This window comes from Methylobacterium sp. J-088 (assembly GCF_022829295.1).
GTDB lineage: Bacteria > Pseudomonadota > Alphaproteobacteria > Rhizobiales > Beijerinckiaceae > Methylobacterium.
Map to the genome: position 1 here is coordinate 50,010 of NZ_JAKSYH010000028.1, position 14,126 is coordinate 64,135.

Genomic DNA, 14,126 nt, shown 5'->3' on the forward strand with positions numbered 1-14,126 from the left:
CGGTGATGACAGGCGACAAACTGACGACCTGCCTGTGGTTCGACCACGGCGAGGCCCGCAGGGCCGCGGACTTCTATGCCGCCACCTTCCCGGATAGCCATGTCGGCGCGCCCATGAGCGCCCCGTCGGATTTCCCCGGCGGATCCGCGGGCGCGGAGTTGACGGTCGCGTTCACCGTCCTCGGCCGGCCGTTCGTCGGCCTGAACGGCGGCCCCGCCTTCAAGGCCAATCAGGCGGTCAGCTTCATGGTGCTGACGGAGGATCAGGCGGAGACCGACCGCTACTGGGACGCCCTCGTGGGCGGCGGCGGGGCGGAGAGCCAGTGCGGCTGGTGCACCGACCGCTGGGGCTTCTCCTGGCAGATCACGCCGCGCGCGCTGCTGCGCGCCAACAGTCATCCCGACAGGGCCGCGGCCCGGCGCGCGTTCGCGGCGATGATGACCATGCGCAGGATCGACATCGCGCGGATCGAGGCTGCCGTCCGGGGGGAATCCGCCGATGCGTAAGATCACCGGCTCCCTCTTCCAGTCGCTCGACGGCGTGATCCAGGCACCGGGTGGTCCGGAAGAGGATCAGACCGGATTCACGCAGGGCGGCTGGACGGTCCCGTATTTCGACGCCTCGCTCGCCGGACCGATGGGCAAGCTGCTCGGGGGCACGTACGAATTGCTGCTCGGCCGGCGCACCTACGAGATCTTCGCAGCCTACTGGCCGCATAACGGCGATCAGCCGATCGGGGCGACCTTCAATGCCGTGCGCAAGCATGTCGTGACGTCGTCCGACCGGGCGCTCGGCTGGGCCAACAGCCAGCGTCTCGTCGGGAACCCCGTCGCGGCGGTCACCCGCCTCAAGGAGAGCGATGGCCCCGACCTCCTCATCCAGGGGAGCAGCACGCTCTATCGGGCGCTGCTCCCGGCAGGTCTCGTCGACCGGATCGTCCTGATCACGTTCCCGGTGATGCTCGGCCGTGGCAAGCGCTGGTACGCGGACGATCCGTCGGCCGCCCGAACCTGGACGCTGGTCGAGCAGGCGCACGCGTCGAAGGGCGTCTACGTCGCGACCTTCGCGCGGGACGGCGCGGTCCAGACCGGCAGCTTCGCCACGAAGCCGCCAAGCCCAGACGAGCGCGCGCTCCGCCAGCGCCAAGCGGCCGGCGACGGGTAGACAATCGGCACCCGAGGCGACATCCGGCCCGGCGTTCCGCCGCCAGGTTCCGGCGTACCCGCCCTGCGAGGGCCGTCGTTCCGACCGCCAGGCGGATCAGGCGATGCCCGCTATGGCGATCGCGAGGTTCTCGGGGCCGCGGAGGGACGCGCCTGGCCGGTACGGCGGCGGGTCGTCGAGGAGCCGCGGCGCGACGAGGCGCCGACAGAGCGCGACGAGGGCGATCTCGGCCTCGATCCGCGCGAGCGGCGCCCCCACGCAGTAATGGAGGCCCCCGCCGAACCCGAAATGCTGGTTGTCCGGCCGGTCCGGATCGAACCGGTCGGGATGCGCGAACCGCGCCGGGTCGCGGTTTCCGGCGGCGAAGAGCAGGACCACCGTCGATCCGGCCGGGATCGTCGTGCCCGCGATCTCGATGGCGCCGAGGGCCTTGCGGGTGCGGAAATGGACGGGGGGCTCGTAGCGCAGCGTCTCCTCGATCACGCGGGGCGCCCGCTCGGGGTCGGCCTTCAGCTTCTCGAGCTCCTCCGGATGCCGGAGCAGGGTGAGCATGCCGTTGGTGATGAGGTTCACCGTCGTCTCGTGGCCCGCGACGAGGAGCAGGATCGCCGTGGAGATCAGGTCGATATCGCCCATGGCCGGGTTCTTCCGGTCGCCGCGGGCGGCGAGGCCGCTCAGCATGTCGTCGGCCGGATGGCGGCGCTTCGCGCGGATCAACCGGCGCATGTAGCCGGAGATCGCGTCGAAGGTCGCGGTGATCTCCCGCCGCCCCGCCTCGTCGTGGCGGGCGTCCGGCTCCAGCGCCGTCGCGAGGCGGATCGCCCAGGCGTGGAACTGCGCCTCGTCGGCCTCGGGCACGCCCAGAAGCTCGCAGATGACCGCCACCGGCAGCGGATAGGACAGGTCGTCCACGAGGCACACCGTGTCGCGGCCCCGGCACTTGTCGATCAGGGCATCGACCAGCGCCGCGACCTTGGCGTGAGAGTCCCGCACCCGGGCGATGGTGAATTCCTTCATCACGAACCCGCGCAGGGTGTCGTGGTCGGGCGGATCGCGGAAGATCAGCGGACGGTGTGCGTTGACCACCCGGTTCCGGATCGGGTTCAGGATCCAGTCCTTCAGGGGGTTGCCCGTTCTGGGCCGCCGCGAGGGCGGCAGGTCCTCCGAGCTCAGCCGGGGATCGAAGATCAGGCTCCGGAGCGCGGCATGGGTGCTGACGACGTAGCTCCCGTCCGCCTGCCGCGACACGGGCGTCGCGCGCAGGCGTGCGTAGAGGGGGTAGGGGTTCGCCCGGTTCCTCGGATCGAGGACCTGCGCGAACAGCGTCTCGTCAGGCATGGGCCGTCTCCGGGGTCGCCGCGGCTCGGTCGGCGGATCGCCGCGGGCCGGCGAAGCCGGGCTCCCGCGCCTCGATCTGCGGCTGATCGGTGGCGCCGAGGATGGGCGGGAAGGCCGCCCCGGCGGCCACGGCGTCGGCATAGGCGGGCAGCCAGCGCGCCTGATCGAAGGAGAGGGCCGCGACCGTGCGCCCGGCCCGGCCGTAGACGGCGAGGAACCGGCCCGAGGCCCGCGATCCCTGGACGACCGCCAGGGCATCCGCCTCCGCGGTCAGGCCGGCGAGCTTGATGTTGAGGCCGAACTGGCTCGACCAGAAGGACGGCAGGTGCGCGTAGGGGACTTGGGCCCCCGCCGGAGCACACATGTTCGCCGCCGCATGGCGGGCCTGATCCACCGCGTTGCCCCAGTGCTCGATGCTGCCCGGGCGGCCGCCGGTGAGCGGGTTCGGCCAGCGCGCCACGTCGCCGGCGGCGTAGATGTCGGGATCGGGCGCCCCCGCCGTGGCCATGGCGCGGCAGGCCGCATCGCAGGTCAGGCCGCCCGCATCGGCGACGAGGCCGGCCGCGGCGAGCCAGCCCGTATCCCGCGTCGCGCCGAGGGCGACGATGACGAGATCCGCCGCGATGACCGCGCCGCCCGGCAGGTGGGCGTGCCGCACCTGTCCCGCCTCGCCCGAGAGGGCCTCCACCTTGGTGTTCGGGCGGAGATCCACACCGGACGCCCGCATCCGTTCGGCCAGCGTCGCCCCGATCACGGTGCCGAGCAGACGGGCGAGCGGCGTCGGGTTGGGATCGACGAGGGTCACCGCCAGGCCGAGGTCGCGGCAGCAGGAGGCCGCCTCGCAGCCGATCAGGCCGGCGCCGACGATCAGGACCCGGCTCGGCCGACTCGCGAGCGCGCTCCGCAGGGCGCGGGCATCCTCCAGGGTCCGGATCGTGAAAATTCCCGCGAGTCCGGCGCCCGCTCCGGGCCATGGCCGCGCCCGGGCGCCGGTGGCGATCAGGAGTTTTTCGTAAGGCTGCGCCGCGCCGTCGGCGAGGCGCAGCACCCGGCGCTCCCGATCGAGGGCGATCGCCGGCTGGCCGAGCCGCCACTGCGCCCGCAGACGGGTCAGCCGCGGAAGCGCGGTCGCCTCGGGGGGAAGTTCGCCCGCGAGGACGTGCTTGGACAGGGGCGGCCGGTCGTAGGGCTGGTGCGGCTCGTCACCGACCAGGGTCAGGGGCCCGTCATAGCCGCCGTCCCGCAGCGCCTCGGCCCCGCGCAGCCCGGCCAGGGAGGCGCCCACCACGACGATGCCCGGTCGCTGCCCGTCCATCACGGTTCGTCATCCTCGGCGAGCCCGGCGGGCTCGACCGCGATCGCCCGGACCGGGCAGGCCTGCTGCGCCCGCTCGATCTGCGACCGCTTCGCCTCCGGCGGCGCCGGATCGTAGAACAGAATCTCGTGACCGCGCACCTCGAAATATTCCGGGGCGGCGTAGCAGCATTGGGCGTAGCCCTGGCACCGGTTGAGATCGACGACGACACGCATTCACGCCCTCCGTAGAGATGTGCGGCTGTATTCAGGCGCTCAAGACGGCCAGAGTGTAGCGCCTCGCGGGCGTGGGGGTAACCGAGTCCGGCCGTCGCGGAAGGCATTGGCGCAGCCGACGTGGCGCGGCGCATCGCGCGGGGAGGGTCCGGGCACCTCAGAAGAAGCACCGGATCGCCTCCGCGATGACATCGCCGTTCGTTTCGAGTGCGAAATGCCCCGCATCGAGGAACGTGACGCGCGCTTCCGGAATGTCGCGTCGGAAGGCCTCGGCTCCCGGCGGGATGAAGAACGGGTCGTTGCGGCCCCAGATGGCGAGGAGCTTCGGGCGTCGCGCACGGAAATAGGCCTGGATCAGCGGGTAACGCGCGAGATTGCGCGTGTAGTCGAGCTTGAGCGCGACCTGACGGTCCGCATTGCCCGGCCGCGCCAGGATGGCGGCGTCGAGCGTGTAGGCCTCGGGTTCGATGCGGGACGGATCGGGCACGCCGTGGGTATAGGCAGCCTTGACGCCGTCGAAGGTCATGCGGGCGCGGATCGCCGCGTTCACCGCCGCGTTCGCAGCTTCGTTCGGATTGGCCCAATAGGCCCGCAGCGGCGCCCAGGCCGCTTCGCCAAGCCCGTCCAGATAGGCGTTGCCGTTCTGGGATACGATGCCGGCAACGCGGTCGGGATGGGCGAGGGCGAGATCCCAGCCGACCGGCGCTCCGTAGTCGAAGGTGTAGAGGATGTAGCGGTCGAGGCCGAGCGCATCGACGAAGGCTTCGATCGTGCGCGACAGCGATGCGAAGTCGTAGATGTAGGCGCGTTCGTCCGGCACCTCCGTGAAACCGAAGGACGGCAGATCGGGCGCGATCAGCCGAAACCGGTCGGCGAGCTTCGGCATGAGGTGGCGGAAGTAGAAGGAGGAATTGGCGAAGCCATGCAGCAGCAGGAACGCGGGGGCGTCCAGGCGGCCGGCCTCGCGGTAGAAGACGTTCACGCCGTCGGCCCGGATCATGCCGTGGCGGACCTCATCGGCGGCCGAGGGCCGGCGCCGGGTCTCGGCGGCGCCCGCCGCACCCAATCCCGCCGTCAGGATACCGCCAGCGAGCACATGCCGCCGCGTCGCCTGGGCAAGGTGCGTCGCCTGGGCAAGGCGGGGCGCGGGCGCGTCGGATCCGTGCGCGTGTCGCATCATGGCGCGTCTCATCCCTGCGGAACCGGGAACGTCAGGCTCGGCCGTCGCGCCGGCAGGCGAGGCGGGCCGACCAAGCCGCGGCCCGGAAGCGCAGAACCGACGGCGGCGCCAGGGTGCATCACTTCGCCGGCGATCAGAACCCGGCGGGTTCGGAATTCATCCTTCCACGGCCTGAAACAATCGATCGACGCGACGACGACGCGACCGGCCACCTGCGAGGCGTCAACAGCACCGCCCGACGTTTGACGAACGCCGCTGTCCTCGAAGCGCGTCGCTCGCAGCCGCGGGACGAACGGGTCCGCTCGTGCCAGATCGCACCGCGATCGCGCACCGCCCGGTCGGGTCGATCGCGCCGAGCAGGCGCCCCCAGGGATCGCCTCCAGATCGGCGCACGTCCGCGCTCGGCGAGCCGTCGTGTGCGCAACCTCACCAACCGGAGCCATGCGCGACCTTGACCGGATACATGACGATCATCATCTTCACATAACATGATGATCGTCATGTATAACAAGCGGGATCTTCGACCATGCGTGACACGTCAGCCGTCCTGATCACCGGTGCGTCCTCCGGCATCGGTGCCACCTATGCCGACCGGTTTGCCCGCCGCGGCCACGACCTCGTCCTGGTCGCCCGGGACGCCGCGCGTCTCGCGACGCTGGCCGAACGGCTCCGATCCGAGACGGGCGTCGCCGTCGACGTGCTCCCCGCCGATCTCACGGCCGAGGCCGACCTCGTGCGGATCGAGGCGCGGCTCCGGGACGACGCGCGGATCGGCGTGCTGGTGAACAATGCCGGCGCGGCCGGGCACGGGGGCTTCCTCGATCAGGATCCTGCGGCGGCGGCAGCGCTCATCGCGCTCAACGTCACCGCGCCGACCCGCCTCGCCAGTGCCGTCGCGCCGCGCTTCGCGCAGGCGGGGTCGGGGGTGATCGTGAATATCGGTTCCGTCGTCGGCCTCGCCCCCGAGTTCGGCATGGCCGTGTACGGGGCGACCAAATCCTACATGCTGTTCCTGAGCCAGGGCCTGCAACACGAGCTTGGTCCGAAGGGCGTCTACGTCCAGGCTGTCCTGCCGGCGGCGACCCGGACCGAGATCTGGGAGCGCTCCGGGCGGGACGTGAACACGCTTCAAGGCGTGATGGAGGTCGGCGAGCTCGTCGATGCGGCGCTCCAAGGCTTCGACCGCCGCGAGGAAGTGACGATCCCACCCCTGCCCGATGCCGGCCAATGGCAAGCGTTCGAGGCTGCGCGGATCGCGATGGTCCCGAACTTCGCGCAGTCCCACGCCGCGGAGCGTTATCGCGCCTCGCCCTGAGGCGGAATCGGGACCATCCAGGTCGCTTCAGGTTGCGGACTCTGCCTGTCCGGCCCCCGGCCCGCCCGTCGATTCCATCTGTGGACCGGCGGGCGGGCCGTCATCGGATGCGCAGGGTGGGGCCGCCAAACGGACCCGATGCCGATGCCCCTCGACACGACCTCACCCCTGAGCCGATGCGTCGCCGCGTCGTGAAATGATCCGATCCCGCCGTCGTGGCGGTGGTCGGTCAGCGCCGCGATGGCCGCGCCTTCTGCGGGGCGATGTGCCCCCTCCGCCGCTGATCGCCCTGCTCGGCATCGACCGCGTCTCGACCGAGATCGGCCGGGCGCTCACGCCCCTTCGCGACCGCGTAATGGGCTTGGCCGGGCCTCCCGCACGGCCCTCGATCGCCGCGACGACAACGCTGCCGGCCTTGCGCAGTGCGCTAGGGTAGGCCTACCGCGGGCGGACAGGCGGGGCCCGCCGCCCCGTCACTGTGCTGCCGACGCGGTGGCCGCTTCGAGCAACGCCTTCGCCAGCGCCTCGTCGTCGACGGCACGCGCCAGGACGACGGCCCCGACCAGTGTCGCCAGGGTCGCCAGGGTCTGCTGCGTGTGCCGCTCCTTGGCGGCCCGGGGCGTCAGGCCCGCCAGGGCGGCCGCCAAGTCCCGGACGCCGTCGGTGAACCGGGCCCGGACGGGGCTGCCGATCGGCTCCCGTGCGACGTCGTTCGCCAGGGCCGCGAGCGGACAGCCTTTGCCGGGCGTCTGGACGTGCCCGAGGGACAGGTAGTTCGCGAGGAGGTCATCCAGACCTCCGAGGCGCTCCTTCGAGCCCGTCCGCGCAGTGTCGAACGCCTCGGCCGCCAGGGCCTCCTTGTTGGCGAACTGGCCGTAGAACCCGCCATGGGTCAGGCCGGCGGCGGCCATGATGTCGGCGACGCCGACCCCGTGCAATCCGCGTTCGCGGAACAGGGCCGCCGCCACCTCGACCACCCGCTGCCGGTTCAGTCTGGCCTGTTCCTGGGAGACGCGGGGCATCGCCTGATCCTTCGAGATGACCTGATATATAGATGCGCGGCGTCATTTAACAGGAGGCCGCGCGGACCGCGCCGTCAGTGGGCAAGGCCGGCTGGCGCTCCCGCTGCGGCGGGGACCGCCCCCGGGCGCGGCGCCCGTCCCACCCGGAACCACAGGGCGTAGAGGGCGGGCAGGAACAGCAGCGTCAGGAGCGTCCCCACGCCGACGCCGCCGATCAGCACATAGGCCAGCGCGCCCCAGAACACCGAGTGGGTGAGCGGGATGAAGGCCAGCATCGCGGCGGCCGCCGTCAGGATCACCGGACGGGCCCGGCGCACCGTCGACTCGACGATGGCCTCGTAGTCCGACAGCCCCGCCGCGCGGTCGTGGTGGATCTGGTCCACGAGGATCAGCGTGTTGCGCATCAGGATGCCCGACAGCGCGATCAGCCCGAGGATCGCGTTGAAGCCGAACGGCTGGTGGAAGACGAGCAGCGTCGGGACCGCGCCGACGAGGCCCAGCGGCGCGGTCGCGAACACCATGAACATGGTGGTGAACGAGCGGACCTGCAGCATGATCACCGTCAGCGTCACGATCAGCATCAGCGGGAAGACCGCCACGAGCGCGTTCATCGCCTTGGCGCTCTCCTCCACCGCGCCGGCCGTATCGATCCGGTAGCCGGGCGGCAGCGTCGCCTTGATGGCGTCGAGCTCAGGGACGATCTGCGCGTGGACGTCCGGCGGCTGCTTGCCGTCGCGCACGTCCCCCTGGACGCGGATATAGGTCTCGCGGTTGTAGCGCTTGAGCACGGCGTCCTCGGTGCGGCTCTCCAGGTGGGCGACCTGCGAGACCGGGACCTGCCGCCCGTCATGCGTGGTCAGGGTGAGGTCGCCGATATCGCCCAGCGAGCGGCGCTCGGGGCCGGGGCTGCGCAGCAGCACGTCGACGGTGCGCAGGTTCTCGCGGACCTGCGTCGCCGGCGTGCCGTTGAGGTAACTCTGCAATTGCTGGCCGGCCTCCTTGGGCGTCAGGCCGATCAGGCGCAGCCGCTCCTGGTCGAGGGCGAGGTGCAGGGACGGCGTCTTGTCGCCCCAGTCGAGGTGGACGAGGCGCATGTTGGGGTTGGCCATCATGACGTCGCGGACCCGCTCGGCCAGGCCGTGGATCACCGCGGGGTCGGGTCCCACCACCCGGAAGGCGACGGGGAAGCGGATCGGCGGCCCGAACACGATCTGCAGCACGCGCACGCGCGCCTCGGGGAAGAGGCCATCGCTCACCAGCTTGCGCAGCTTGATCCGGAGCGCGTCGCGCGCAGCCGCGTCGGGGGTCTGGACCACGATCTGCGCGAAGGCGGGGTCGGGCAGCTCTGGGTCGAAGGACAGCACGAAGCGCGGCATGCCCTGGCCGATATAGCTCGTGATCTCGCGCGCCTCCGGCAGTTGCCGGACGGCCGCCTCGACCTTCCTGACGCTCGCCTCGGTCGCCGCGAAGGCCGAACCGGTCGGCAGCGTCACCTCGACGATGAGTTCGGGGCGCTCCGAGTTCGGGAAGAACTGCTTCTCGACCTTGCCCATGCCGACCACCGCCGCCGCGAACAGGGCCACGGTGATCCCGGCCGCCAGCCACTTGTGGTCGACCGAGGCGCGCACCACGCGGCGCAGGCGCTGGTAGTTCTTCGTGGCGTAGATCGCCGCGTGACCGCCCTCGACCGTCTTGATGTTCGGCAGGAGCTTGACGCCGAGGTAGGGCGTGAAGGTCACGGCCACGATCCACGAGATGATCAGCGAGAAGCCGACCACCCAGAAGATGTTGCCGGCATATTCGCCCGCCGTGGAGGCCGCGAACCCGACCGGCAGGAAGCCCGCGATGGTGACGAGGGTGCCGGTCAGCATCGGCGCCGCGGTGGCGCTCCAGGCATGGGTGGCCGCCTCGACGCGGTCGACGCCCTCTTCCATGCGCACCACCATCATCTCGATGGCGATGATCGCATCGTCCACGAGCAGGCCGAGCGAGATGATCAGGGCGCCCAGCGTGATCCGGTCGAAGTCGCGCCCGGTGACCATCATGACCACGAACACGGCCGCGAGCGTGATCGGGACCGCAAGCGCCACCACGATGCCGACCCGGAAGCCCAGAGCCACGAGGCTGACGACGATGACCACCGAGAGCGCGGTGAAGAACTTGACCATGAACTCGTGGATGGCGTCATCGATCACCTTCGCCTGGTCGGTGATCTTGGTGAAGGCGATGCCGGTGGGCAGTTCGTGGTGGATCGCCACCTCCTCGGCGTTGAGCGCTTCGCCCAGCGCCAGGCCGTTGAAGCCCGGCTTCATCACGAGGCCGAGCATCAGGGCCGGCTCGCCGTCGTTGCGGATCGCGAACACCTTCGGGTCCTCGTAGCCGCGCTTCACGTCGGCGATGTCGCCGAGCTTGAGGCTGCGCTCGCCCGCCGCCACCGGCAGGTTGCGGATCGCGTCGAGGCCGTCGATGGCACCGTCGAGGCGCAGATAGACCCGCGGGCCGTCGGCCTCGACGAAGCCGGCCGGGGTCACGTCGTTCTGGTTGGCCAGGGCCGCCAGCAGCTGCTGCCCGGTGATGCCGAGCGTGGCGAGGCGCTGGTAGGAGATCTCGACGAAGATCTTCTGGGCCTGCTCGCCCAGGATGTTGATCTTCTCGACGCCGGCCACGCGCAGCAGGCGCTGGCGCAGATCCTCGGCGCGCAGCACGAGGTGGCGGTGTGGCAGGCCTTGCGCCTGGAGCGCGTAGAGCGCGAAGTAGACGTCCGAGAACTCGTCGTTAAACAGCGGGCCGAGCACGCCGCGGGGCAGGGTGGAGGCCTGGTCGGAGAGCTTCTTGCGGGCTTGGTAGAACTGCTCCTGCAGCTTGGCCGGCGGCATGCTGTCCTTGAAGTAGACCTTCATCAGCATGATGCCGGGCCGGACCGTGGTCTCGACCCGGTCGTAGTAGACGAGTTCCTGCAGGCGCTTCTCCAGCGGGTCGGCGACCTGCCGCTGGATCTCCGAGGTGGTCGCGCCGGGCCACGCGGCGGAGACCGCCATCGTCTTGACGGTGAAGGCCGGATCCTCGGCGCGGCCGAGCTTCTGGAAGGCGAAGAAGCCGGCGGCGGTCACCGCGATGATCAGGAAGAGCGTGACGGCCCGCTCTCGGACCGCCAGGGCGGAGAGGTTGAAACCGCTCATCGGACGACGCCCGTCAGGCTGGAGGGAGCCTGCCGCACCGCTTGGCCGGCCTTGAGCAGGTGGGCGCCGAGCGCCACGATCCGGTCGCCGGGGGCAAGGCCGGTGACGATTTCGGCCCCCTCCTCGGACATGCGGCCCAGGGAGACCGGCTGGGCGCTGACGGTCTGCGTCTCGGCATCGTATCGCCAGACCGCCGTGCCGTGCCCGACGTCGAACAGGGCCCCGAGCGGCACGTCGACCGACGCCGTGCGCCCGGCCTCCGCCGGCGTGAGCCGGAGCGTCACGGTCGCGCCGAGCGGCGCCGTCTCGCCGCCGCCCGACAGGATGTAGCGCGCCCGATACGTGCGCGTGGCCGGGTCGGCGGTGGCGGACAACTCGCGCAGCCGGGCCGGATAGGTGGTCTCGCCCTCGGCGTAGAGCGTCGCCGACGCGGCCCCCTTCGCGAGTTGCCGGCTCGCCTCGGGCAGGAACACCTCGGCCTCGCGGGCGCCGTCCCGGGCCAGCTTAACGACGGTCTGGCCGGCGGCCACCACCTGGCCGGGTTCGGTCGGCACCTCCATCACGACGCCGGCGGCATCGGCCTGGAGCTCGGAATAGCCGGCTTGGTTGGCGACCTGGCTCGCCTGCGCCTCGGCATTGGCGAACTGGGCGATGGCGGCGTCGGCCGCGGCCTTGTTCTGGTCGTAGGTCTGCTTCGAGGTCCAGCCATCACCCACGAGCTTGCGGCTGCGCTCCTCGTCGGCCCTGGCCTTGATCATCTGCGCCCGGGCCGCCTCGACGGAGGCCCGCGCCGCGTTGAGCGCTAGGGTGAAGTCCGTCCGGTCGAGGCGCATCAGCGGCTGCCCCAGGCGCACGTGGTCGCCCGGATCGACGAGGCGCTCGAAGATCTTGCCGCCGACCCGGAAGCCGAGGTTGCTCTCGGTGCGGGCCCGGATGACGCCGGTGTAGCGTGCGACGCCGGCAGTCGCCGGAGCGACCGCAACCGTCTGCACCAGCGGCGGCTCCGGCGGCACGGCGGTCTCTGCCGGCGAGCAGGCCGCCAGAGCCAATGCAGGAAGCCCGAGCACCCATCTCGCGAACATCGCTCGCCTCTTCGGTCAGCGCCTAAATATTATGATCATCATCTATATGACCGGGCCTGTCCGGTCAACGATCCCCCCCCAACGGCTGTGCGGCGCCGCACGGAGGCGCGGTTTCCGGAGGACGGAAGCGGCCAGGCCCTGCCATTCTCCGGCGGTCGGACGTGGGGATTCGGGACGCCGGGCGGCGCGCTTCAGAGCGAAACCGGGCGATCAGCCCGCTGTGGTCGTCCGCGATGCGGTCGCAACCGTGCGCATCGCGGACGGATGGCTTGGGCGCCTTCGGCTGGCGGCGTGCGGGGCGGGCGTCCGACGCATGGTCCCGGCTGACGGGTGGCGCCTGGGTCGCGGGTCGGGAACCGCCTCCGGAACCGGAACTTGCCCTGACGAACCGACCTGCCGTCGGGCGAGGAGGCCGCCATGTCGAGCGACACCGAGAAGCATCATGCGTTGCTCAGCGCGCTGAAGGCGGCGCAGGGCCAGGGCGACGGCTCCTTCGAACGGGCCGTCACCGACGCCTTCGAGCACGTCTTCGAGCATTTGGACCGCCTGAACAACCATGTCTCGCTCGGCGGCCCCGCCGGCGACGACCGCCATCTGAAACCAGGCGAGTCACCGACCCTACGATAAACCGACCCGTGTGGTCGGTCGGGTCCGAGATCTGACAGCGGGCCTTGAATACCGGGTCCCTGCGGATGCGGCGGGTCTTCGGGCGCTGTCACCGCGCAGGTGGACCCCATTGGCCCAGACACGATCGAGTGGCTCGGCCACCGTCCGTGCGACCACGTCAGGAGCGGTCAGATCCCGCTCCTGACGGCAAGGCTTCGGGCGATTGTCGATCGGGTCGAGGTCGGAGCGGATGTCATCCGCATCGTCGGCGCAGAGGGAAGCCGGGAAACCGCCTCGGCCGACACGACTGTGCGCAGTGTCCGCACATCTGCGCGAAAGCGGCGCGTCCTACGGGAGGGCAACCCAAACATCCGATAACGGCAATTTTTCTGTATTCACAACGGTCAAGACTATCCCTCCAGCTATCCCTAAACTCGCTTCCCTGATGGCTCTCCTTGAGAAGCTCTGAATCATGGCGAAGGTAAGCGCGGACCAATCGACTACATACGGTCGAAGCCCGGCACACGGATGCTGTACTTCCGCTATCAGTTCCCGATGGATGTCCCGGGCAAGGACCGCGAGTTCTCGCTTAGGACATCTGATCCCAAAGTTGCGCGCGAGCGAGCGGCACACCACCTCATCCAATGGGAAGGTGGGTTGAGGAAGTCCGAGCGCGGCAGAATGCCAATTCTGAGCGCCGCCCTACTTCAACTCTAGATTATGCTTACCTGCTGGGCGAACACGCACTAGACGACGGAACTCGGATCATTGCCGAAGAAGACTGCTACTAGATGTCGCAGCCGGGCCGCCCGATGCGGCACGCCTATAACCGCATTCGGCGGGTCGTAGATGATGAGGTCATGACGCTCGAAGAGTACGTCAATCGCGGCGGAACCGACACACTCCACGAAGATCAGACTGATGGGGCGGATTGCCCCGGATGGCGCGGCGAGCCGATTGAGCTTCCCGCGGTTAGGGCATGTCATCGCTTGAGCCCGTCAAGGGCTGCGGCGAGGGCAAGGACGCCCATGAAGCTGGCGGCGGTTTTCTCGTAGCGGGTTGTGATGGCACGCCATTCCTTGAGCCGCGCCCAGAGGCGCTCGACCTGATTGCGGTTGTCGTAGATCCAGTCCGGGCAGGCGACGGGGGCCTCGTGGCGCCGAGGCGGGATCGCGGGGCGCGCACCCCTGTCCCAGATGTGCTCGCGGAAGGCGTGACTGGTTGTAGCCGCGGTCTCCGACGACCCACTTGGGCACGCCGGGCAGCGGGTCGAGCAGCGGAACCGCATGGGGCAGTTCGTGCGCCTGCCCCGGTGCCAGCCGGAAGGCGATGGCGCGGCCCTGCCCGTCGGCGATCACGCAAGCCTTGGTGCCATAGCCGCCACGCGAGCGGCCAAGAGCCTCACGAGTGTCTCGCTCGGCCCCAGATCCCCCCTTTTGGCGGCGCCAGCCGCCCTCTGGTGCGCGCGTATGGTCGTGCCGTCGAGGAACACCATCTCGCGCTGGAGCCCACGCTCGTGCACGAGGCTGAGGTGCCGTTCCCAGACGGCCAGCACGGGACCAGCGGATGAAGATCCGTTCGGCCCGCCACCAAGGACCCAGCTCCTCATGAATGGCCCGCCATTTCGCTCCTTTCTGCTGCCGCCAGAGAATGGCCGAGAGCGTGCGTTGCAGGTCCTGCGGGTGCTTCCTGGCCCTCGGACGGCCCGCC

At 70.2% G+C, this 14,126-nt stretch carries 12 protein-coding genes and 1 pseudogene; 5 read left to right on the plus strand and 8 right to left on the minus strand.

Going from position 1 to position 14,126, the window contains the following annotated elements:
* The first annotated feature begins 5 nt into the window (after positions 1–5).
* The gene (locus tag MKK63_RS02095) at positions 6–506 is read left to right on the plus strand and encodes a VOC family protein (protein ID WP_243998246.1); all 501 of its coding nucleotides are present in this window, start codon (positions 6–8) and stop codon (positions 504–506) included.
* Positions 499–1,164 carry a dihydrofolate reductase family protein gene (locus MKK63_RS02100; protein WP_243998247.1) on the plus strand — a complete coding sequence of 222 codons (666 nt, stop codon included), beginning with the start codon at positions 499–501 and terminating at the stop codon, positions 1,162–1,164. Before MKK63_RS02095 ends, MKK63_RS02100 begins: the two co-directional genes overlap by 8 nt.
* A gap of 96 nt (positions 1,165–1,260) precedes the next feature.
* On the opposite strand, the gene MKK63_RS02105 is transcribed toward MKK63_RS02100, so the two are convergent.
* From MKK63_RS02105 to MKK63_RS02120, 4 genes are all read right to left on the minus strand, one after another.
* Complete coding sequence (locus MKK63_RS02105) at positions 1,261–2,502, minus strand: cytochrome P450 (RefSeq protein ID WP_243998249.1); 1,242 nt, start codon at positions 2,500–2,502, stop codon at positions 1,261–1,263.
* Positions 2,495–3,817 (minus strand): NAD(P)/FAD-dependent oxidoreductase, encoded by a 1,323-nt coding sequence (locus MKK63_RS02110; RefSeq protein WP_243998251.1) that lies wholly within the window; start codon positions 3,815–3,817, stop codon positions 2,495–2,497. The genes MKK63_RS02105 and MKK63_RS02110 overlap by 8 nt, the downstream gene beginning before the upstream one ends.
* Positions 3,817–4,032, minus strand: coding sequence for a ferredoxin (locus MKK63_RS02115; protein WP_243927402.1), 216 nt, complete (start codon positions 4,030–4,032; stop codon positions 3,817–3,819). Before MKK63_RS02115 ends, MKK63_RS02110 begins: the two co-directional genes overlap by 1 nt.
* Positions 4,033–4,189: 157 nt before the next feature.
* Entirely contained in the window at positions 4,190–5,209 is a 1,020-nt protein-coding gene (locus MKK63_RS02120) for an alpha/beta fold hydrolase (protein WP_243998277.1), read from the minus strand.
* Between the two features lie 529 nt (positions 5,210–5,738).
* Here MKK63_RS02120 and MKK63_RS02125 point away from each other — a divergent pair.
* Entirely contained in the window at positions 5,739–6,527 is a 789-nt protein-coding gene (locus MKK63_RS02125) for an SDR family NAD(P)-dependent oxidoreductase (protein WP_243998253.1), read from the plus strand.
* 473 nt (positions 6,528–7,000) lie between these two features.
* On the opposite strand, the gene MKK63_RS02130 is transcribed toward MKK63_RS02125, so the two are convergent.
* The 3 genes from MKK63_RS02130 to MKK63_RS02140 form a co-directional block, all read right to left on the minus strand.
* On the minus strand, positions 7,001–7,549 hold the full coding sequence (locus tag MKK63_RS02130; RefSeq protein ID WP_243998255.1) for a TetR family transcriptional regulator: 549 nt from the start codon (positions 7,547–7,549) through the stop codon (positions 7,001–7,003).
* 74 nt (positions 7,550–7,623) lie between these two features.
* Positions 7,624–10,728, minus strand: a complete 3,105-nt coding sequence (locus MKK63_RS02135; protein ID WP_243998257.1) for an efflux RND transporter permease subunit — start codon at positions 10,726–10,728, stop codon at positions 7,624–7,626.
* Complete coding sequence (locus MKK63_RS02140; protein WP_243998259.1) at positions 10,725–11,810, minus strand: efflux RND transporter periplasmic adaptor subunit; 1,086 nt, start codon at positions 11,808–11,810, stop codon at positions 10,725–10,727. The genes MKK63_RS02135 and MKK63_RS02140 overlap by 4 nt, the downstream gene beginning before the upstream one ends.
* Before the next feature lie 417 nt (positions 11,811–12,227).
* On the opposite strand from MKK63_RS02140, the gene MKK63_RS02145 reads away from it, so the two are divergent.
* Positions 12,228–12,437, plus strand: a complete 210-nt coding sequence (locus MKK63_RS02145; protein WP_243998261.1) for a hypothetical protein — start codon at positions 12,228–12,230, stop codon at positions 12,435–12,437.
* A gap of 507 nt (positions 12,438–12,944) precedes the next feature.
* Positions 12,945–13,133 carry a DUF6538 domain-containing protein gene (locus MKK63_RS32145; RefSeq protein ID WP_409564465.1) on the plus strand — a complete coding sequence of 63 codons (189 nt, stop codon included), beginning with the start codon at positions 12,945–12,947 and terminating at the stop codon, positions 13,131–13,133.
* 265 nt (positions 13,134–13,398) lie between these two features.
* On the opposite strand, the pseudogene MKK63_RS02150 reads toward MKK63_RS32145, so the two are convergent.
* Positions 13,399–14,126, minus strand: a pseudogene (locus MKK63_RS02150) (IS5 family transposase); the annotation flags it as partial.

Coding starts and splice junctions, on each gene's coding strand:
- MKK63_RS02110 (WP_243998251.1), bottom strand. CDS start 3,817: ATGGACGGGCAGCGACCGGGCATCGTCGTGGTGGGCGCCTCCCTGGCC.
- MKK63_RS02145 (WP_243998261.1), top strand. CDS start 12,228: ATGTCGAGCGACACCGAGAAGCATCATGCGTTGCTCAGCGCGCTGAAG.
- MKK63_RS02140 (WP_243998259.1), bottom strand. CDS start 11,810: ATGTTCGCGAGATGGGTGCTCGGGCTTCCTGCATTGGCTCTGGCGGCC.
- MKK63_RS02115 (WP_243927402.1), bottom strand. CDS start 4,032: ATGCGTGTCGTCGTCGATCTCAACCGGTGCCAGGGCTACGCCCAATGC.
- MKK63_RS02135 (WP_243998257.1), bottom strand. CDS start 10,728: ATGAGCGGTTTCAACCTCTCCGCCCTGGCGGTCCGAGAGCGGGCCGTC.
- MKK63_RS02095 (WP_243998246.1), top strand. CDS start 6: ATGACAGGCGACAAACTGACGACCTGCCTGTGGTTCGACCACGGCGAG.
- MKK63_RS02130 (WP_243998255.1), bottom strand. CDS start 7,549: ATGCCCCGCGTCTCCCAGGAACAGGCCAGACTGAACCGGCAGCGGGTG.
- MKK63_RS32145 (WP_409564465.1), top strand. CDS start 12,945: ATGCTGTACTTCCGCTATCAGTTCCCGATGGATGTCCCGGGCAAGGAC.
- MKK63_RS02120 (WP_243998277.1), bottom strand. CDS start 5,209: ATGCGACACGCGCACGGATCCGACGCGCCCGCGCCCCGCCTTGCCCAG.
- MKK63_RS02105 (WP_243998249.1), bottom strand. CDS start 2,502: ATGCCTGACGAGACGCTGTTCGCGCAGGTCCTCGATCCGAGGAACCGG.
- MKK63_RS02100 (WP_243998247.1), top strand. CDS start 499: ATGCGTAAGATCACCGGCTCCCTCTTCCAGTCGCTCGACGGCGTGATC.
- MKK63_RS02125 (WP_243998253.1), top strand. CDS start 5,739: ATGCGTGACACGTCAGCCGTCCTGATCACCGGTGCGTCCTCCGGCATC.